General features: G+C 67.6%; 20 protein-coding genes. 7 read left to right on the top strand and 13 right to left on the bottom strand.

What is annotated here, in order from left to right:
• Positions 1-47 precede the first annotated feature (47 nt).
• Entirely contained in the window at positions 48-980 is a 933-nt protein-coding gene (locus tag ACFWUR_RS12555; RefSeq protein WP_378906065.1) for a DAPG hydrolase family protein, read from the top strand.
• 117 nt (positions 981-1097) lie between these two features.
• On the opposite strand, the gene ACFWUR_RS12550 is transcribed toward ACFWUR_RS12555, so the two are convergent.
• On the bottom strand, positions 1098-1694 hold the full coding sequence (locus tag ACFWUR_RS12550; protein ID WP_378906063.1) for a TetR/AcrR family transcriptional regulator: 597 nt from the start codon (positions 1692-1694) through the stop codon (positions 1098-1100).
• A 62-nt stretch (positions 1695-1756) separates the two neighbouring features.
• Here ACFWUR_RS12550 and ACFWUR_RS12545 point away from each other — a divergent pair, with 62 nt between their 5' ends.
• Positions 1757-2542, top strand: a complete 786-nt coding sequence (locus ACFWUR_RS12545) for a nuclear transport factor 2 family protein (protein WP_378906061.1) — start codon at positions 1757-1759, stop codon at positions 2540-2542.
• 89 nt (positions 2543-2631) lie between these two features.
• Here the strand turns inward: ACFWUR_RS12545 and ACFWUR_RS12540 are convergent, their stop codons facing one another.
• Complete coding sequence (locus ACFWUR_RS12540; RefSeq protein ID WP_378906059.1) at positions 2632-3258, bottom strand: winged helix-turn-helix transcriptional regulator; 627 nt, start codon at positions 3256-3258, stop codon at positions 2632-2634.
• A gap of 40 nt (positions 3259-3298) precedes the next feature.
• Between ACFWUR_RS12540 and ACFWUR_RS12535 the strand changes: the two genes are divergently transcribed.
• Positions 3299-4222 carry an alpha/beta fold hydrolase gene (locus tag ACFWUR_RS12535; RefSeq protein ID WP_378906058.1) on the top strand — a complete coding sequence of 308 codons (924 nt, stop codon included), beginning with the start codon at positions 3299-3301 and terminating at the stop codon, positions 4220-4222.
• A gap of 96 nt (positions 4223-4318) precedes the next feature.
• Here ACFWUR_RS12535 and ACFWUR_RS12530 read toward each other — a convergent pair whose 3' ends face one another.
• Positions 4319-5470: a hypothetical protein gene (locus ACFWUR_RS12530; protein WP_378906056.1), complete on the bottom strand. Its 1152-nt coding sequence runs from the start codon at positions 5468-5470 to the stop codon at positions 4319-4321.
• An 11-nt stretch (positions 5471-5481) separates the two neighbouring features.
• The gene (locus ACFWUR_RS12525) at positions 5482-6408 is read right to left on the bottom strand and encodes a metal-dependent hydrolase (RefSeq protein WP_378906054.1); all 927 of its coding nucleotides are present in this window, start codon (positions 6406-6408) and stop codon (positions 5482-5484) included.
• A 119-nt stretch (positions 6409-6527) separates the two neighbouring features.
• Here ACFWUR_RS12525 and ACFWUR_RS12520 point away from each other — a divergent pair, with 119 nt between their 5' ends.
• Entirely contained in the window at positions 6528-7136 is a 609-nt protein-coding gene (locus tag ACFWUR_RS12520) for a TetR/AcrR family transcriptional regulator (RefSeq protein WP_378906052.1), read from the top strand.
• A gap of 240 nt (positions 7137-7376) precedes the next feature.
• On the opposite strand, the gene ACFWUR_RS12515 is transcribed toward ACFWUR_RS12520, so the two are convergent.
• The 5 genes from ACFWUR_RS12515 to ACFWUR_RS12495 all read right to left on the bottom strand — a co-directional run bounded on the left by ACFWUR_RS12515 (position 7377) and on the right by ACFWUR_RS12495 (position 11071).
• Positions 7377-7730 carry a hypothetical protein gene (locus tag ACFWUR_RS12515; protein ID WP_378906050.1) on the bottom strand — a complete coding sequence of 118 codons (354 nt, stop codon included), beginning with the start codon at positions 7728-7730 and terminating at the stop codon, positions 7377-7379.
• Positions 7731-7756: 26 nt separating this feature from the next.
• Positions 7757-8776: a medium chain dehydrogenase/reductase family protein gene (locus tag ACFWUR_RS12510; RefSeq protein ID WP_378906048.1), complete on the bottom strand. Its 1020-nt coding sequence runs from the start codon at positions 8774-8776 to the stop codon at positions 7757-7759.
• 84 nt (positions 8777-8860) lie between these two features.
• Positions 8861-9430: a TetR/AcrR family transcriptional regulator gene (locus ACFWUR_RS12505; RefSeq protein ID WP_378906046.1), complete on the bottom strand. Its 570-nt coding sequence runs from the start codon at positions 9428-9430 to the stop codon at positions 8861-8863.
• 50 nt (positions 9431-9480) lie between these two features.
• Positions 9481-10287 (bottom strand): SDR family oxidoreductase, encoded by an 807-nt coding sequence (locus ACFWUR_RS12500; protein WP_378906044.1) that lies wholly within the window; start codon positions 10285-10287, stop codon positions 9481-9483.
• 4 nt (positions 10288-10291) lie between these two features.
• Positions 10292-11071 (bottom strand): crotonase/enoyl-CoA hydratase family protein, encoded by a 780-nt coding sequence (locus ACFWUR_RS12495; protein WP_378906042.1) that lies wholly within the window; start codon positions 11069-11071, stop codon positions 10292-10294.
• A 252-nt stretch (positions 11072-11323) separates the two neighbouring features.
• Here ACFWUR_RS12495 and ACFWUR_RS12490 point away from each other — a divergent pair, with 252 nt between their 5' ends.
• The 3 genes from ACFWUR_RS12490 (at position 11324) to ACFWUR_RS12480 (ending at position 14495) form a co-directional block, all read left to right on the top strand.
• A complete protein-coding gene (locus ACFWUR_RS12490; protein ID WP_378906040.1) occupies positions 11324-11743 on the top strand; it encodes a YciI family protein in 420 nt (139 codons plus the stop codon).
• A 6-nt stretch (positions 11744-11749) separates the two neighbouring features.
• Positions 11750-13027, top strand: a complete 1278-nt coding sequence (locus ACFWUR_RS12485; protein ID WP_378906039.1) for an RNA polymerase sigma factor — start codon at positions 11750-11752, stop codon at positions 13025-13027.
• A 109-nt stretch (positions 13028-13136) separates the two neighbouring features.
• The gene (locus ACFWUR_RS12480; protein ID WP_378906038.1) at positions 13137-14495 is read left to right on the top strand and encodes an MFS transporter; all 1359 of its coding nucleotides are present in this window, start codon (positions 13137-13139) and stop codon (positions 14493-14495) included.
• A gap of 56 nt (positions 14496-14551) precedes the next feature.
• On the opposite strand, the gene ACFWUR_RS12475 is transcribed toward ACFWUR_RS12480, so the two are convergent.
• The 4 genes from ACFWUR_RS12475 to ACFWUR_RS12460 are packed head-to-tail and all read right to left on the bottom strand — an operon-like array spanning position 14552 to position 18018.
• The gene (locus ACFWUR_RS12475; protein WP_378906036.1) at positions 14552-15028 is read right to left on the bottom strand and encodes a nucleoside deaminase; all 477 of its coding nucleotides are present in this window, start codon (positions 15026-15028) and stop codon (positions 14552-14554) included.
• Positions 15025-16005: an ornithine cyclodeaminase family protein gene (locus ACFWUR_RS12470; RefSeq protein WP_378906034.1), complete on the bottom strand. Its 981-nt coding sequence runs from the start codon at positions 16003-16005 to the stop codon at positions 15025-15027. Before ACFWUR_RS12470 ends, ACFWUR_RS12475 begins: the two co-directional genes overlap by 4 nt.
• A gap of 28 nt (positions 16006-16033) precedes the next feature.
• Complete coding sequence (locus ACFWUR_RS12465) at positions 16034-16960, bottom strand: ABC transporter permease (RefSeq protein ID WP_378906032.1); 927 nt, start codon at positions 16958-16960, stop codon at positions 16034-16036.
• Positions 16957-18018: an ABC transporter permease gene (locus ACFWUR_RS12460; RefSeq protein ID WP_378906368.1), complete on the bottom strand. Its 1062-nt coding sequence runs from the start codon at positions 18016-18018 to the stop codon at positions 16957-16959. Before ACFWUR_RS12460 ends, ACFWUR_RS12465 begins: the two co-directional genes overlap by 4 nt.
• Positions 18019-18137 lie beyond the last annotated feature (119 nt).

Raw genomic sequence — 18137 nt, 5'->3', positions numbered from 1 at the left:
GGTCCCAGGGGGCGGCGCAGCGGAGGCGAATCGGCTATTCTCAACAGATGTTGAGACCAGCAAGGGTGAGTCGCCGCCGCGCCCTCATCCTGGGAGCCTCCGTCGCTGCCACCGCCGCCGCGGCGCCCGTGACCGCGTCGGCCGCGCCCGTCCCCGCCGCCGACAACCGCCGTTACCCTGGCTACGCCGCGCAGGATTGGGCTGAACCGTTCTCTCGCTTCATGGCCGAGCACACCGCGCCCCCTCAGGACGCGGTGACCCTCGCCTGTTCCAGCGGCCCGACATCCGCCGACCGGATACCCGACTTCGCTGCCTGGACCGAGGATTTGGCCCCGACGGGATATTCCGCGGTCGAAACCGGTTACGGCTACTCGGCTTCCGGGGCGGTGTGGGTGGCGGTGCGGACCGAGATGCCACGCGTGACTGCCGCGATGTGGGACTGGTGGTTCGGCTGGCATTCCAGCGATTCGGCTCGCTACAAACTGTGGCACCCCGACGCGCACCTGTTCAGCGAACTACACACCGACCACGGCGCTGTGGCCATGCCGGACCGAGCTCGCTACGTCGGCAACATCTCCTATGTCGACGAGTACATCGGACCCGAACTCCAACAGCTCGCCATCGCCTTCCTCGACCCCGCCGCGCACGGCTTCGTCGTCCCCGCCGACCACACCGTCGTTCTCGGTCGTGTCGGCAGCAGCATCGCCCCGATCGATCTCGGATGGCTCGCCCACCAGGTGCGACCTGTGCCGGGCGGTAGCGAGATGCGTAGTCGCTTCTATCTCGGGCGCTACGGGCTCCATGCCCCCGAGCCGGTGCATATCGCCCGCGCGATCGAGCGCGGCGCGGTCGCGGACCCCGGCGACCTCGTCCCTGATCTGGACATGGCTCGTGAGCTGATGCTGCACTGCGGTCAGGAGATGAACCATCTGGCGCAATTCCTTCCCGAACTCCATGAACAGTTCAGGCGGACCCCCTGAGGGGACCTCCCGCCCGCTGCTGTGATCGATCGACGATCTCGGCCGACCTTGCCTGTCGCGACGGTAACCAGAGGTATGCGTCCGACCTTGCTGCCCGTGTGTATCAGGTCGGCTCAATCAGGTTCCGGCGGAGCTGATCTCGCGCATGAGCTGTGTCGCCACCGCGGTCGCGTGCCGGGCGAAGGCGTCGCGGTCGGTGCCGAGGCTGCCTTCTGTCCACTCGACGAACAGCGAGATCATCGCGCCGAAGAGCGCGGAGAAGTGCATGCGGACCCCGGGATCATCGGGCGAACCCGCGATGCGATCGCCGACCGCGGCCATCGCGATCGCCGGAATGGTCTCTCGCACGTGGCGTCGTAGTCGCGCGTCCGCGACCGGTTCGACCAACAGGATGCGGCAGATACGAGGATCGGTCTCCATGAGGCGGGCGGCGGCCTCGAACACCGCGTGCAGATCGCCCGATGTCACCGCGGGGGCGACGGCTTCCTCCAGGCGCGACAGCGCCGCCCGGTACACCGCGTGCAGCAGCGCGTCGGTATCGGCGAAGCTTTCGTAGAAGTATCTCTGACTGAGTCCCGCCGCCCGGCAGACCGAGCGCATGCCCAGCGCGGAAACGCCTTGCGTGCCAACCAGTTCGACGCCGACATCGATCAGGCGCGCCCGCCGTTCGGCGGCGCGACCCTCAGCGGTCTGCCCGCCGTAACTTCTTGACACGGCACCACTTTACAAGAACCATCAGTCATCGGGAAGCATGTGCTTCTGGATGGAGGATGGTGATGTTCACCGACGAGCAGTTCCAACTGTCACTGCGACAGCCGCGCCTGGCGCAACCGATCCCGACAGTGCTGACGAACCGCGCCGAGCCGGTCATGGTCCTCGACGAAGCCGCGCTGACCGCGATGACGCACACGTGGTTCGACGAGTACGAGAGAAAGATCGAGTTCTACGCAGGCCATGGCTTCGATATCGCGTGGACCCTCGACTGGGCGAAAAAGTACTGGTGGAGCTGGCAGGCCCGGGACATGAGCTACAACCACGAGCTCTACACCCCTGATCTGCGCTACAAAGATGTGACGACGCTCGGCGCGACCATGGTCGGCCTCGACGAATTCGTGGCCTACAACTTCGCGTTCTTCGATGCGATCCCGGACTGGCGCTACGACCCGATACCCGGACAGGGCTACATCGACCTGACACCGGACGGCGAAGTGCGAATGGTCGTGCGCTACTACGGAAGCGGACACCTCGTCGGCCCGCTGAAGCTTCACCCGTACGGAGCGGACGCCCCCACGATCCCGGGCAACGGCGCGTTCATCCAGTGCACCGCCGTGGACCGGTACCACTTCAACGCCGATCATCTGATGTACGAAGGCGAAACGCTTTACGACCTGCTCGACGGCGTCCAACAGGCCGGAATCGTCCCGGGCCCCTCGACCACAGCCTTCACCTGGCTCATGCGCGGTGCGGGCCTGGCAACCCGCACCATCACCCGACTCCGCCCTCCCGCTACCCGGCATCGCTCGACCGCCATCCGCGAATTCGGCCACGCCGATAACCGGTGATACGAGGTTGGATCCAGGGCCGAGGTAGACCCGTCGGTGCGGCATCGGCGACGGCGAGGCCTCGTCGAGCTCGGCGCCTAACGGGTTCGTCAGGCGGCGAAGACGGTGCGGACGACGGACTCTTCGCCGTCGATCTCGAGGCCGAGGGCGAGGGCGTCGTTGAGGGTGAGGGCGCCGGCGGCGAGGCCGAGGATGTAGAGGGGGTCGGCGCGGACGGTGGCGTCGAGGTCGCGGCCGTCGTACACGCCGACCTCGAACCCGGCGGGCGTCGCGTGGAGGTGGAAAGGTGGGTCGCCGATCTCGAGACCGACCGTCGCTGGGCGGTGGACCTCGACCCGGGCGTGGAGCAGGGCCGGGACGGCGAGGGCGAGCCAGCCGGGGCGGAACGAGTCGGCTTCGGCGGGACCGCGGGCCATCAACGGGGTGGACCAGCGAATCAGGCTCTCGATCGGTTGGCGCAGCTCGGCGCCCCATGGCGTGAGGGCGTACTCGACGACGCTGCCCTCACCGGTCAGGCGTCGCTCGACCACGCCCGAGGCCTCGAGGTCGCGGAGCCGGTCCGCGAGGAGGTTGGTCGCGATGCCGGGCAGGCCGTCGATCAGGTCGCGGTAGCGGGCGGGGGCCAGGAGGAGTTCGCGGACGATGAGGAGGTTCCACCGGTCACCGACCACCTCGAGGGATCGGGCGAGCCCGCAGAACTGACCGTAGCTACGCATCATTTCCTCTTAGCGCTTGAAAATATAAAGTGTGCGTGACATGCTCAAGCTTACCTTGATGCCGAGCCCGGAGGGGGCCGCCATGGCCGAGACCACCAACAGAGTGCGGCCCGGCTGGGTCGACGACGAACTGTTCCCGTTCGAGAGCCGGTTCGTCGAAATCGACGGACATACCGTGCACTACGTCGACGAGGGCTCAGGTCCCACTCTGCTGTTCCTACACGGCAATCCGACCTGGTCGTTCCTCTGGCGCGAGGTGATCCGCGCGATGCGCGAGGACTTCCGGTGCATCGCCCTCGACTACCCGGGTTTCGGGCTGTCGACGGCGCGACCCGGTTACCGTTACCTGCCCGAACAGCACGCGGACGTGGTCACCGGGTTCGTCGACGCGCTCGGCCTCGACGGGGTCACCCTGGTCGGCCAGGACTGGGGCGGCCCGATCGGCCTGGCGGTCGCGCAGCGGCGGCCGGGTGTATTCGATCGGCTGGTTCTCGCCAACACCTGGGCATGGCCGGTCGACGGCGTTCTGCACTTCGAGGCCTTCTCCCGCATCATCGGCGGTCTCCCGACGCGCTTTCTGGTGCGGCGACTCAACTTGCTCGTCAACGGCTTCATCCCCACCGGCCACCGTCGGCGCAAGCCCACCGCGGCCGAGATGACCCACTACCGCCGGGCGCTGGACACCCCTGAGCGGCGCCAGGCCTGCGCCGTGCTTCCGGGGCGGGTCCTTGCCAGCCGGGATTTCTTCGCCGAGGTCGAGGCCGGGCTGCCCGACGTCGCCCACCTGCCGACGTTGATCGTGTGGGGTGATGCCGACATCGCGTTCCGTTCCCAGGAGCGCGAGCGGCTGGAAGCGACGTTCACCGATCACAAGACCGTGATCGTCGAGGGTGCGGGTACCTACGTGGAATCCGATGCGCCTGACGAGTTCGTCGCAGCGATCCGCGACTGGACGGCGAAATAGCGCGCGGACACCACACTTTCCCATCGCTGTGCCGTCGACGCTCCGAATGATCGGTTGCTCTCGCGAGCAATCCGGCCGCGGGCCCGCGGGATCGGATCAGTTGGCTACCGTCGAAGCCGCAGCAACGGTTTCGTCCGGAGTCGTCTGTGAGCGTGGCACGGTGAAGGTGGCCACGACCGACGCGATGGCGACGACGAAGCAAGCCGCTGTGTACCACAGGTTTCCGATGGGGTCGCCGTTGCTCGTCCGGCCGTCGACGGCGTCGAAGAAGGCGGGCAGTGACGCGATCCAGAGGAAAGCGAAGACGACGAGGTAGACAATGCTGAATCGTTGGACGAACGGGTCCGTGTAGCGCGGGGGAGTCTCGGAACCCTGGCGCAGTCTTGTCCACTGGCGAACCATCACAAACCCGGCGACGCCTGCGAGGACGGCCAGCTCCAGCGCGTAGACGATGCCGCGCACGGTGGTGCCGCTCATGCCGATGACGGTCGCGGGCAGGGGCAGCAGGAAGGTGCCCACCGAGGCCACCAGGCCGATGACGACGGTGCGCCAGGTCAATGCGAGACCGGAGAAATGCTTGCCGTCGTCCACGTGACGGCCGACGAAGTACTGCACGCAGAAGGCGAGCGACATCGGCCACAGTGCCGCGAACACCACCACGCTGCCCATCGGAACCGAGTCGAACATCGGCTGGTTGAGCGGGTTGTCCACCGACCATTCCCACCAGCGCAGCTGAGGACCGAGGTGGTCGAAGATCTCGTAGAAGGCGTGGTGGACGAAGCCCACGCAGGTGGCGCCGATCAGGACGCCGTATCGGCGGAAGATGCCGAGCATCCGGACGATACCGAATGCCATCGTCGCCATCAGCGGATAGATCGCGATGATGTAGATGGGCAGTCGGCCCCAGAGGAAGTCGATGGTGAACACGTTGTGCGCGAACATCGTGTCGACGTGGTCCTCGATACCGAACGCGGCCGGGAAGTACAGCGGCGGTTCGATGACGAACAGATAGGCGGTGGCGCCGAACCACAGGACCAGATTGGTGGGGTCGCCGTGGCGGCGCAGCCGCACGATCGCGTACCAGAGCGCGAGAATCGCACCGACGACGATGGTGAGTTCGAGGACCGGCAGGGTCCAGTTCTCCAGGGCGAACGGGCTGCGGAACTCGACGAGTCCGCCCGCCTCCTCGCAGGAGAAGCCGAGCTCGGTGGCGAGTTCGGCGAAGGTGGGTGAGCAGTGGTCGGCCATCGGGTTACCTTCTACGAGCTGACGGAATCGGCGGTGTACCAGCGGGTGACGTCGTAGCCCTCGTCATAGCGGCGGAACCACTCGTCGGCGAGTGCGGGCAGCTTCTCGTGTGCCGGGTTGTGCCGTGGCATCTGACTGCGAACGATTCCGCCCAGTGCCACGAGTTGTTCGCCCAGCCCGAGATCGTCGAACGCCCGCGGCATCGTGCCGTTGTCGGCCGGCTGGAGGAACGGCAGCCACCGGCGCAGGGTTTGACCCCGACGGTAGTTGGCGAACATCGACAGCGCATCGACCTGCCGATCCTCCAGCGGCACATGCTCGTTGAAGCCTTCGCACGCCACCCGGATGACCTTCAGCACGTGCCGGAAGATCGACGCGGCCACCCGCATCCGGTACAGCTCGCTGTCGACCACCGAATTGAAGATGATCAGCGCCGAGCTGCGGTGCTCGACTTCCTCGACGAAATGCCAGATGAACAGGGATGCGACGCGGTCGTCGCCGGGGGCGAACAGGTTCTTGTCGTTGTCGAGCATCAGCTTGAACACCGGAGTGAACGTCGCCTCGAGGTCGGCGGTGTAGGCCAGGCGGTACTTCACCGGGGTTTCGGCGGTGAGCTTGTCGAACTCACCGATCACCGCGTCGAGGGTCTGCTGAAGGCCCGGATACCGTCGGATCAGCGCCTTCACGTGCTGGCGATGGGCCGTCGAATGCTGACCCTCCTGGCGCATGAACGCGTCTGCCTCCTCGGCCACTTCGGGGTCGGTGATCTGCGGTTTCGCCTGCGTGATCAGCTGCACGATCATCTTCTCGAAGCCGATCGCCAGGAACGAGACGGCGTTGGCCATCGACGAGAAGGCCGGATTCTGTGGATTCCACAGAAACGGCACGTCGTAGTCGGAGAACGCGAAATCCATTTTGCGGACATGAAGGTCGGTCACGGTGGGTTACCTCGTTGTTCGGCCACTGTTGGATAAAGCAATCATACGATGAGGCCTTCGAGTGTATGATCACATTTCAGGAATTCGCTCTGACCTGCGGTTGTGCTAGCGTCCACCTGGTGGCGCGTAGACGTGGGTGGGGCGGTAGTCCGCCGGGTGACGACGCGGAGGCCACGCGCCGGATCATCGCTGCCGCAGTCGAACTCATCGGCCGGACCGGTGCGGAGATCAGCATCGCCGATGTGGCGGAATCGCTCGGTGTCATCCGTCAGACGGTCTACCGGTATTTCCCCAGTGCCGACGCGCTCATGACCGCCTCGGCCATCGCCTCGGTCGACGACTTCCTCGATCGGCTCACCCGTCAGGTCAGCGGCATCGGCGACCCCGTGGACGCGATGACCGAGGCCGTGGTCTTCACCCTCACCGACGTGCGCCGCACCCCCCATCTGGGCATTCTGCTGTCGAGTTCGTATTCCAACGCCCATCCCGAAGGTATGACCTCCGACGAGGCCCAAGCCTTCGGGATGACCATGATCCGCCGCTTCGATGTCGACTGGGCCGCCCACGGTTATGACGAGCCCGCCCTGCGCGAACTCGTCGAATACGTCCTGCGCACGATGCAGTCGTTCTTCCTGTCGCCGGGCAACCCGGCCCGGTCCGACGAAGAATTACGTCGCTACCTGCACCGATGGATGGGATCCGCGATCGGCGCGCAGCCGAAGGGCTGAACGCCGTCGTCGAGAATCTCAGCTCGCCGCGGCGATCCTGCGCGGCTCGATCGCGGCGGCGAGCAGATAGCTGCCGCCGCCGGCCAGTGCCAGCGCCCAGTACAGTGACGCGCCGTCGAGAAACAGTGCGGCCGTGGAACTGACGGCCAGCCAAGCGCCGAGCGTGTATTGCAGAACGTCGCGGTAGGCGGCGCCGCCTGCGAGGTAGAGCAGCCCGACGACCAGTCCGGATCCGGTCGGCTAGAGGGCTGCGGCGGTGTCGGGATCCATCGTCGAACCGAGTGCGGTGATCAGGAAGAACAGCGCCGCGAACCCGACCACCCACGACGCGCCGAGCAGGTTGCCCACCACCGCTTCACGACCCGACACGCCTCGCTGGGCTCGCATCGAGACAGCGATGGTGATGACCATGGCCGTCAGTAGGCCCCCGCCGAGGAGCGCGGTGGGTACGTATCCAGGCAGGTCGAGCGCGGGATTCGCGCCATGACTCACCGCGAAGGAGCCGTGGCCGATCAGCCAGGCGAGGCCGAAACTCAGATAGATCGGGCGATTGTCGAGGACGGTGCGAGCGGAATCGGAAAGCTGCTGGTACATGATCGATCTCCGGGGGTGTGAGCGGGTCAGGCGCTGACGAGGACGACTTTGCCGGTGACGGTGCCGGATTCGGCGAGCTCCATCGCGCGGGCGACATCGGTGAGGGGGATGCGGGCCGCGACCTGCGCGGTCACCGTGCCCGCGGCCGCGAGGGCGAAAACCTGGGCCAGGTCTTCGGCGAGGCGGGCACGGAAGCGGGAGATGTGGCGCTTGCCGGCCCAGAGATTGTAGAAATGCGCACTTCGCTTGTTGGGCAGCATGTTCCACCACAGCAGGCGGGCGAACAGTTTCAGGACGGGTAGGCGTGAGTCGCCTTCGTCGTTCTTGGTGGCGGCCGTTCCGTAGGACACGAGCGTGCCGCCGTCGGCGAGCAGGCCGAAGGAATCGCTGATGCCGGGACCGCCGATGTGATCGAACACGGCGTCGACGCCCTTCGGCGCGAGCGCTCGAACCTGGTGTGGCACATCAGCGCGGTAGTCGACCCACGTCGCGCCCAGTGCGGTGACGGCGCCGGCATGGCGAGTCGACGCGGTGCCGATCACGTGAATGCCTGCGGCACGGGCCAATTGGACCAGTGTGGAGCCGACGCCGCCGTTGGCGCCGTGGACGAGGATCGTCGCACCCGACGCGACGTCGGCGACTCGGTGCAGCATCTGCCAGGCGGTAACACCGTTCACGACAAAGGTTTCCGCATCGGCGGCGTCGAGGGTGTCCGGCACGGGGACCAGGTCGGCGGCGTCGAGATCGACATGGCTGCTCCAGCCGCCGGTCTTGGTCAACGCCGCGACCCGTTGCCCGATCAGGGTCGCGTCGTCGGCCGCGATCACCGTGCCGACCAGATCGTAGCCGGGGACGAACGGGAACGGCGGCTGATCGAAGTACTTGCCGCGGCGCATCTGCTGCTCGGCGAACGACACCCCGGAGGCATCGACTCGAACCAGTGCGCGGCCGGGGGCGGGTGCGGAGATTTCGCGGTGGGTGACGAGCAGGCCGCTGGGGTCTACCCGCCCGGGCAGGACGATTTCGGTGGCGGTCGTGGTGTTCATCAGGTGAACCTCTCCTAGTGTGTGACTGGTCAATCACTCTTGGTGTAAAAGAAAGCTCCACCCTGATGAAGGTAAAGCGAGTGGTCAGTGGACCTTCGGGTGGCGCATTCCGGTGGTCAGAGCGGTGGCCCACGCGCTGTCGTCGCCGTCGAGTCCGAGAGTGGTGACGAGGTGGCAGAGCTGGCCGTAGGCGATGAAGTACTGGATCTGCTCGGGGTTCGCACCGGAACGACGTTGTACGAACGTGGTCACCCTGGCCAGGCCACGGCGCAGCGCGTCGGCGATGTCCGGGATGTCGGTGGCGGACTGGGCGTGCACCTGCAGCATGAGCAGGCTCTTGTCGGAGATGAGTTCGGCGTAGGCGCCGCCCATGTCGTGCAGGATCTCGGCGGGGTCCGTCGCGGTGGAATCGGCCGCGCCCGTCGACATCGCGCGCTCGACGAGTTCGAAGCAGTGATCGAGCGCGGCGACGAACAGGGCGACCTTGCCGGGGAAGAGTTTGAAGACGTAGGCGGGGGAGATGTCGGCGCGGGCGGCGACCGTGTTGATCGGGGTGCCGTGGTAGCCGGTCTTGGCGAACTCGATGATCGCGGCGTCGACGACCGCGTCACGCCGGACGTCCGAGGTGGAGAGGGTGGCACCGCGCTTGTTCATGTGAGTGACTGTACACTCACTCTTCGTCGGGCGTCAACGCCCGAGTGGGATCAGCGCAGATCCGCGAGGGCGGTGTCGACGTCGGGGCCGGACGCGGTGTGCCGGATACTGCGCATGACCAGGCGCAATGGGCGCGGGCAGTCCTGGGCGGCAGAGAACCGATCGGTCGGCACGATGCGCGCTGGTGCCGCGAAATGGTCGCGGACCCGGGTCATCAGTTCGTAGCGACTCAGGGTCTCGGCACCCGCGATGTGCACGACACCCGACTCGTCGGCGAGTTGCTCGAGCGCGGGGGCCAGGCTCGGCAGATACAGGGGATTGCAGACGATGTCGGTGCGTGCCCGGATCTCGGGTGCGGCGAAGCGAGCCAGGAATTTGTTGGACAGTGGGCTGCGCCCGTAGACGAGGGGCAGGCGCACGACCAGGTGGCGGTGGTGGTGGAGGACCAGGTCCTCGGCGGCCGCCTTTGTCTGCCCGTAGACGTTGATCGGTGTGCGCGTCGCGCTTTCGTCGTAGTGGTCGGCGGTGCCGTCGAAGACGTTGTCGGTCGACAGGTAGACGAGTTTCGCCCCGGTGTCGTCGACGGCATCGAGCAGGGGGGTCATCGGCGCGACGTTGGCCGCGTAGGCCGCGGCGGGATCGCGTTGCGCGGCACCGAGATCCACCACACCGGCAGTGTGGACCACCACGTCGAACCCCTGTCCGACGAGTTCTCGCACGGCGTCGGTATCGGCGAGATCCACCGGAGCGAGCCCGTGCCCGCTCCGGCTGGTCCCGACGACCTCGTGGCTGTCGGCGAACTGCGCGTGCAGCGCGCTGCCGACGAAACCGGAGGCGCCGAGGATCAGGATCCGCATCGGCTCAGCGTGCCTGCCAGTTCGGCTTGCGCTTCTGCGCGAAAGCGATGGCGCCTTCGCGCATGTCCTCGGTCATCGCGACCGCCATGATCTCGCGGTTGGTCTGGTCCCAGGCGGCGTCGTCGGCGAGCTTGCCGTCGATGATGCCCAGCGCCACCCGCTTGCTCGCCTGCACCGCCAGCGGCGCGTTCTCCGCGATCCGACCGGCCAGGGCCAACGCGGCATCGAGCACGTCGGCGGCGGGGACGACACGGTTGATCAGCCCCAGTTCCAGCGCGCGGGCCGCGGTGATCGGTTCGCCGGTGAGGATCATCTCCATCGCGACCTTGCGTGGCAGTTGTTCGGGCAGGCGGAATGCGCCGCCCGCCGCGGCGAACAGGCCACGGGCCACCTCGGGTAGGCCGAAGGTGGCGGTCTCGGCGGCGACAGCGAGATCGCTGGCCAGGACGAGTTCGGTGCCGCCGCCGAGCGCGAACCCGTTCACCGCGGCGATGGTCGGCTTGCTGATCGGATGCCGGACATATCCCGCCAGACCCCAATCCTCGTGTCCCGCGGCGAAAATCGACTCGCCTCGGCTGAGCGCCTTGAGATCCGCGCCCGCGCAGAATGCCCGCTCGCCCGCGCCGGTGAGCACGACCGCGCGAATCTGCGGGTCGGCGTCGGCGCGCTCGAGCGCCTCGCCGACACCGGTGCTCAGTTCGGCGTCGACCGAGTTCATGGCCTGGGGCCGATTCAGCACGATCACGAGCACATGCTCGCGTTGCTCGACGAGAACCGCACTCACGGGTGACTCCTTCTGTTGGTGCCTGCCTGCATGACAAACCTGTTCGATCTGTATCACGCCCGACGATCATGAATACCCGATTCGGGCATTCGAGTCCGCCGTCAGCGCGTGAACGCCCCAGTCGTCGTAGGCTGCCGAAGACTCGCGAAAAGAATTCTCACCCCGGGTGTCGATCCGCACCGGTGCCCGTTCGACCTAGGGATGAACGCAGGGCCCGGCAAGCGGGCCCACACCGATCCGAGGAGACGAACCATGAAGTACATGCTGATCATGCGCGCCACCGACGAAGCCTGGGCCGCGATGGCCGACGTCGACTTCAACGAGATTCTCGAAACCATGGGCAAGTTCAACGACGAGTTGATCAGCGCCGGAGTACTCGTCGCCGCCGAGGGGCTCGACGACGCCGCCCAGGGCGTAGTCGTCGACTACTCCTCGGAGACCCCGGTCGTCACCGACGGGCCCTACGGTGAGACGAAGGAACTGTTCGGCGGGTACTACATCCTCAACGTGGCCTCCAAAGAGGAAGCCATCGAGTGGGCCAAGCGGATGCCGTATGTCGGACCCGGCACCAAGACCGAGATCCGCCGGGTCACCAGCATCGACGAATTCCCGCAGGACAATATCTGGATCAAGAAGGAGCGCGCCTGGCGTGAAGCCACCGGCCAGCTCTGAATCACGATGAGTGACCACACCGGCCGCGAGGCCGTCGCCGCCGTCTGGCGAATCGAATCGGCCCGCATCGTCGGCGCGCTCGCGCGCTACACCCGCGATTTCGCGATGGCCGAGGATCTCGCCCAGGAAGCGCTGGCCGAGGCACTGGTGACGTGGCCACGCGAAGGCGTGCCCCGTCAGCCGGCCGGGTGGTTGCTCACCGTCGGCAGACGCCGGGCGATCGACGCGTTCCGGCGCCGCGCCGCCCTCGACGACCGCTACACCGCCCTCGCCGCCGACCTCGGCGAGGGCGGTGCGCTCACCGGCGGTGATCCCGTACGAACGGCCGAGGACGTGCTGTGGGATCCGGACCAGATCGATGACGACGTACTCGCGTTGATGTTCATCTCGTGCCACCCGGTGCTGTCGCGGGAGGCACGGTTGGCCTTGACGCTGCGCGTTGTCGGCGGTCTCACCAGCGACGAGATCGCCAAGGCGTGCCTGGTGCCCACCGCGACCGTGCAAGCCAGGATCACCAGGGCGAAGAAGACGCTCGGCGCGGCCGAAGTCGCCTTCGAAGTGCCGCCCGCCGCCGAGCGCCGTGCCCGGCTCGGTTCGGTACTCGCGGTCATCTACCTGATCTTCACCGAGGGATCCTCGGCCAGCACCGGCGACGACCTCATCCGCTTCGATCTCGCGGGAGAAGCGCAGCGGCTGGCCCGCGTGCTGTCGCGGCTGATGCCCGCCGAACCCGAGGTCTACGGCCTGCTCGCGCTGCTCGAACTGACCGCCGCGCGGTTCCCGGCCCGCACCGGCCCCGACGGTGCGCCGGTGTTGCTCGAACAACAGGATCGTCGTCGCTGGGACCGCTCGGCGATCCGGCGCGGCCGTGCCGCCCTGGTGAAAGCCGGTGCGGTGGGGCAGGGGCTCGGCGCCTACGGCCTCCAGGCCGCGATCGCCGAATGCCACGCGGTCGCGCCCTCGGTCGAGCGGACCGATTGGGAACGGGTGGTGGTGCTCTACGAAGCACTGGGCAGGCTCGCGCCCTCACCGGTGGTGGAACTCAACCGGGCGGTGGCGGTGTCGATGGCGAAGGGACCCGCCGCGGCCCTGCCGATCGTCGACGAGATCGTCGCGTCCGGCGCCCTGTCCGCCTCGCACCTGCTGCCCAGCGTGCGCGGCGAACTGCTCACCCGGCTCGGTCGCACCCCCGAAGCCAAGGCGGAGCTCACCGCGGCGATCAGCCGCTGTGGCAACGAACGTGAAAAGGCCGTCCTCGCAGCTAAACTGGCTGCCCTCGTTTAATTGCTCGTCCGCAGCGTAGTGGCTGTAACCGCAGGTCTTCGCGTGCTCGTAACGTTTGCCCGCAAAGAGGTCGGGTATTCGTGGATGGCGACGACGAGAGGGTGTGTGGATGTCAAGGGAATCGAAAACGGTGTTGCACCGCGCAATCGGTGCGTCGGCGATCGGTAATGCGGTCGAATGGTTCGACTATGGTGTCTATGCCTATCTGGCGACATATATCGCGAGGTCGTTGTTTCCCGGTGATGGTGAGTCCGGGATGGTCTACACGCTGCTCGGTTTCGCCGTATCGTTCCTGATCCGTCCGGTGGGCGGCATGATCTGGGGCCCACTGGGCGACCGTATCGGCCGTAAACGAGTACTCGCGACCACGATTATCCTGATGGCCGGATCGACACTGGCCGTCGGCCTTATCCCGAGCTTCGAAGTGATCGGGATCGCCGCCCCGATTCTGCTGTACGTGCTGCGCATGATTCAGGGACTTTCCGCCGGTGGTGAATACGGCGGTGCCGCGACATTCATGGCCGAATACGCGCCCGATCGCAAGCGCGGATTCTACGGCAGCTTCCTCGAGGTCGGCACGCTGGCCGGCTTCACCCTGGGCAACCTGGTCGCGCTGTTGCTGGTGAATGTGCTCGACGACGCGTCGATGAATTCGTGGGGCTGGCGGATCCCGTTCATGATCGCCGGGCCGCTGGGCCTGATCGGCATGTACCTGCGCAGCCGGGTGGAGGACACCCCGGTGTTCCTCGAGGTCGACCGCAAGGACGAGACCGAGGAACTCTCCGGCGTCTACCGCGATCTGGTGACCAAGTACCTGCGCCCGGTGCTGACCCTGTTCGGCCTGGTGATCGCGCTGAACGTCGTCAACTACTCGTTGCTCAGCTACACCCCCACCTACCTCGGTTCCACCCTCGGTATGGAGGAATCCGACGCGTTGCTCGTGCCGCTGATCGGCCAGCTCGCGATGCTGTGCACCCTGCCGTTCCTCGGCGCCCTCTCCGACCGCGTCGGGCGCAAACCCATGTGGATGTTCTCGTGCGCGGCGATGATGATCGCGGTGATCCCGGTCTATCACCTGATCGGATCCTCGCTCACCGGCGCCATCGTCGGCTTCGCGATCCTGGGCCTGCTCTACGCACCCCAGCTGGCGACCATCTCGGCCACCTTCCCCGCGATGTTCCCCACGATCGTGCGATTCGCCGGTGTGGCGATCGGCTACAACGTCGCCACCTCGATGTTCGGTGGCACCGCACCGGTGATCAACGAGGCGATCATCAACGCGACCGGCAACAACATGATCCCGGCCTACTACATGTTCGGGGCGTGCGCGGTCGGCCTGATCGCTTCCTTCTTCCTCATCGAGACCAAGGGCGTCTCGCTGCGCGGCACACAGGTGCCGGGAACTCCCGAGGCGATCGAGGAACAGCGTGAACTGGGCGAACCCGTCGAGGTCGTCGCGGTGAAGTGAACCGCGCACCGAGGGCGCGGCGTCGACACGACGCCGCGCCCTCGGTGTGTTCGGGGCTAGTGTTGCGCGGCCGCGCGGAAGACGGCGAGAGCTTCCTCGCCGAGATGCGGTCCACTGACCTCGACCGATACGTTCGAGCTCGCGACGACCTCGGCGCAGGTGAGCTCGAAGCTGGGGCCCGCGGGCAGGATCGGCCCGAATTCGGCTGCCGCCGCGGCGAAGACGATCCGACCGACCCCGGCCCACACCATCGCCGCGGCGCACATCGGGCACGGCTCCCCGCTGGCGTAGACGGTGGCGCCGCGCAGTAGCTCAGCGCGGCCCGCGGCGGTCGCGAGCGTGATCGCGACCAGTTCGGCGTGGGTGGTGACGTCGCCGGTGGTGTGCACCGCGTTCACTCCCTCGGCGAGCACTGCGCTGTCGGCGGCGACCGCGACGGCGCCGAAGGGCCGGTCGCCGAGCGCGGCGGCGTGCCCGGCGAGGTCGATGGCACGGCGCAGGTGGGTGATGTCGATATCGGTCAGTTCGCTCATGAGCAGAGATCCACTTCCGTTCCGATGCCGCCGGTGCGGGCCTTGTCGATGAGCAGGCGGGCGGTGACCAGGTCCTGCAGGCCGATACCCACCGAATTGAACAGGGTGATGTCGCTGTCGTCGTGGCGACCCGGTGCCCGGCCCGCGATCACCTCGCCCAGCTCGGTACCCACCGCGTCCCGGGTGATCGCGCCTTCGGCGACGGCCAGCAGCGTGTCCCCGGATTTGGTGAGCGTGGTGCCGATCGAGTCTACGACGACGACGGACCGCCGCATGGCCTCGCCGTCCACCTCGCGGTGATCCGCACGCGGTGGCGCGCCCACGGCGTTGACATGCAAGCCCGCGCCGAACCAGGCGCCGTGGACGATCGGTTCTCGCGACGGTGTGAGGGTGCACAGCACGTCCGCGGCGCGGGTGACGGCCTCCGGGTTGTCCAGGACGCGTACTTGGAGTCCGAGATCGGCGATGCCCTCGCGGAATCGGTCGATCGTGGCCGCGGTACGCGACCACACCAGGACGGTCTCGAGCTCACGCACTGTCGCGATCGCGCGGGTGTGCTCGATGGCCAGATTGCCCGCGCCGATCAGGCCGAGAACCGAACTCCCCTGGCGGGAAAGGTATTTCGTCGCGACCGCGCTGGCCGCTGCCGTACGTACGGCGGTGACGAGGCGTCCGTCGATCAGCGCCTCGCACGAACCGTCGACCGCCGAGGTCACCACGATCACCGACCGCTGCACCGGCAGCCCGCGCTCACGATTGGCGGGCAGGTCGGCGAGCAGTTTCACGGCGGCGGCACCCGCGGATTCGGCGGCGGCGACCATCGGCACGAAGGCCGCCGCACCCACGGTCATCGCCGGCGGTGCGGGCACGAACGCGGTGCCCAGCGCCAGGTCGGCGTGCGCGCGCTCGACGGCGGCCAGTACCTCGCCGCGATCGAGCACGGCGGCCACATCGGAGTGCGACAGGATCAGGGTCAAGGGTGGCTCCTACGAAAGTAGCGGCAGGTCAGGAAGTTCGGGCGAAGGCGACGGTGAGGTCGCGCGGCGAGCGGCTGTTGCCGACCAAGCCGCTCACGGCGACGATCGCGATCAGGTAGGGCAGCATCACCAACAGCGCGAACGGCACGTCGACGCCCAGTGCGGGCAACGCGAACTGCAGTGCCTGGGCGAGACCGAAGAACACCGACGCCCAGATCACCCCGAGTGCGCGCCAGCGCCCGGCGATCACCGCGACCACGGCGAGATAGCCGATGCCGCCGGTCATGTTGTCGCTGAACGAATGCACTTCCGACAGCGCCAGTTGCGCACCACCGAGGCCGGCCGCGAACGCGGCCAGCAGCACGCAGCCGTAACGGACGGCCCGCACGGACAGACCGGTGCGGTCGGCGGCGACGGCGTCTTCACCGATCGCGTCGATCACCAGGCCGAGTTTGGTGCGGCGGGAGAACACGAACGCCGAGACGGCGACGACCGCGATGCACAGATAGCCGAGCGCGGTCTGCCCGAACAGGGCAGGCCCGACGACCGGGATGCGATGCAGCAGCGGGATCCGCAGCACGTCGAAGCCCGGCACGCTGTGCCCTTTTCCGTCGGCGAGCAGCAGTCGCGCACCGTAGGTGGTGGCGCCGAGCGCCAGCGCGTTGCTGGCGATGCCGACGACGATCTGGTCGGCACGCAGGCCGACGCTCCAGATCGCCTGGAGCGCACCGAAGATCAGGGCGGCGAGCACCGCGGCCGCCGCGCCGAGCACCGGCGAGCCGGTGGTGACGGCGCCGAGCACGCCGGCGAACGCGCCGGTGAGCATCATCGCCTCCAAGCTCAGATTGAGCACGCCCGCGCGCTCGCTGACCAGCTCGCCGCTCGCGGCGACGAGGATGGGCAGGGTGAAACCGATTCCGCTGGTGGCGATATCGGTGACCGTGTCGAGGCTCATCGCGGTGCTCCTGCCGGCTCGGCGGCGTCTGCCGCGGAATGGGGTGGTGGTGCGGCGGGTTCGGCTCGGGAGCCGCGCAACGTCCAGATGGCCGCGCCCGCGATGAACACGATCATCAGCGACTCCACGACCGCGATGGTCGACGCGGGCACGTCGGCGGCCAACTGCAGGTTGATCCCCCCGGAGACGAGGAAGCCGAGCAGCAGCGACACCGCGACGACGGCGGCCAGTGAGCCGCGCGCCAGCAGACCGACCACCAGGCCGGAGAATCCGTATCCGGAGGAGAACCCCTCGGCGAGGACGAACGGCGCCGTGGCGACCAACAGGCCACCCGCCAGGCCGGCGAACGCGCCCGCGGCCGACAGGCTCAAGAAACGCAACCGCTGCACCGGCAGGCCGAGCCGGGCCGCCGCGTCGGGATTGAGCCCGACCGCGCGCAAGCGGGTGCCGAGCGCGCTGTGGCGCACCATGAGCGCGGTGCCGAACGCGGCCACCAGCGCGATCCACAGTGCGATGGTCGCGGGGGAGCGCTCGATGCCGAGAAGCGGTAGATGCGCGGCCGCGGTGAGCTGTTCGGACTGCGGCAACGTCTCCGAGGAGGTCACCGGCTGACGCAGCAGCGCGGGTTCGTGTACCACGAGCAGTACCAGCGCCAGGCCGACGAAGTTGAGCAGCAGCGTGGTGATGATCTCGCTGGTTCCCCGCCTGACCCGCAGATACGCGGCGATCGCCGCCCATGCCCAGCCCGCCCCCGCCGCCCCGATCAGTACGGCGGGCAGGGTGATCGCGGCCGGTGTGCCGGTCAGGGTGGTGCCGATCGCGGTGGCGGCGATCCCGCCCGCGCAGATCTGGCCCTCGCCACCGACATTGACCAGCCCGGCGCGATGCGCGACGGTGAAACCGACGGCCACCAGCATGAGGGTGGCCGCGACGTTGAGCGAGGCGCCGATGGCGTAGTCGCTGCCGAACATGCCCTCCCACAGCGCGGTCATCGTAGCGGCGGGGGCCGCACCCGCGAGGGCGGCCAGGATCAGCCCGATCCCTCCCGCGGCGATCATCGCCGCCGCGGCGACGGTGACAGGATGCTGTGCCCACCGCCGCGATCCCGACACACGTCGAGACCGCGCGTTCGCCGGCGAAAACCTGCCCACGATCTGCGACGTGCGCCGCGGTCGAG

The organism is Nocardia sp. NPDC058633, from assembly GCF_042717045.1.
In the GTDB taxonomy this organism is placed as follows: Bacteria; Actinomycetota; Actinomycetes; order Mycobacteriales; family Mycobacteriaceae; genus Nocardia.
The sequence above is the reverse complement of the archived record's forward strand: the minus strand, read 5'-3'. Positions and strand labels throughout refer to the sequence as shown.

Excerpts from the sequence above, each read along its gene's own strand:
- ACFWUR_RS12555 (WP_378906065.1), top strand. The coding sequence starts at position 48 with ATGTTGAGACCAGCAAGGGTGAGTCGCCGCCGCGCCCTCATCCTGGGA.
- ACFWUR_RS12545 (WP_378906061.1), top strand. The coding sequence starts at position 1,757 with ATGTTCACCGACGAGCAGTTCCAACTGTCACTGCGACAGCCGCGCCTG.
- ACFWUR_RS12540 (WP_378906059.1), bottom strand. The coding sequence starts at position 3,258 with ATGCGTAGCTACGGTCAGTTCTGCGGGCTCGCCCGATCCCTCGAGGTG.
- ACFWUR_RS12535 (WP_378906058.1), top strand. The coding sequence starts at position 3,299 with ATGCTCAAGCTTACCTTGATGCCGAGCCCGGAGGGGGCCGCCATGGCC.
- ACFWUR_RS12530 (WP_378906056.1), bottom strand. The coding sequence starts at position 5,470 with ATGGCCGACCACTGCTCACCCACCTTCGCCGAACTCGCCACCGAGCTC.
- ACFWUR_RS12515 (WP_378906050.1), bottom strand. The coding sequence starts at position 7,730 with ATGTACCAGCAGCTTTCCGATTCCGCTCGCACCGTCCTCGACAATCGC.
- ACFWUR_RS12510 (WP_378906048.1), bottom strand. The coding sequence starts at position 8,776 with ATGAACACCACGACCGCCACCGAAATCGTCCTGCCCGGGCGGGTAGAC.
- ACFWUR_RS12505 (WP_378906046.1), bottom strand. The coding sequence starts at position 9,430 with ATGAACAAGCGCGGTGCCACCCTCTCCACCTCGGACGTCCGGCGTGAC.
- ACFWUR_RS12500 (WP_378906044.1), bottom strand. The coding sequence starts at position 10,287 with ATGCGGATCCTGATCCTCGGCGCCTCCGGTTTCGTCGGCAGCGCGCTG.
- ACFWUR_RS12490 (WP_378906040.1), top strand. The coding sequence starts at position 11,324 with ATGAAGTACATGCTGATCATGCGCGCCACCGACGAAGCCTGGGCCGCG.
- ACFWUR_RS12485 (WP_378906039.1), top strand. The coding sequence starts at position 11,750 with ATGAGTGACCACACCGGCCGCGAGGCCGTCGCCGCCGTCTGGCGAATC.
- ACFWUR_RS12480 (WP_378906038.1), top strand. The coding sequence starts at position 13,137 with ATGTCAAGGGAATCGAAAACGGTGTTGCACCGCGCAATCGGTGCGTCG.
- ACFWUR_RS12475 (WP_378906036.1), bottom strand. The coding sequence starts at position 15,028 with ATGAGCGAACTGACCGATATCGACATCACCCACCTGCGCCGTGCCATC.
- ACFWUR_RS12465 (WP_378906032.1), bottom strand. The coding sequence starts at position 16,960 with ATGAGCCTCGACACGGTCACCGATATCGCCACCAGCGGAATCGGTTTC.
- ACFWUR_RS12460 (WP_378906368.1), bottom strand. The coding sequence starts at position 18,018 with ATGATCGCCGCGGGAGGGATCGGGCTGATCCTGGCCGCCCTCGCGGGT.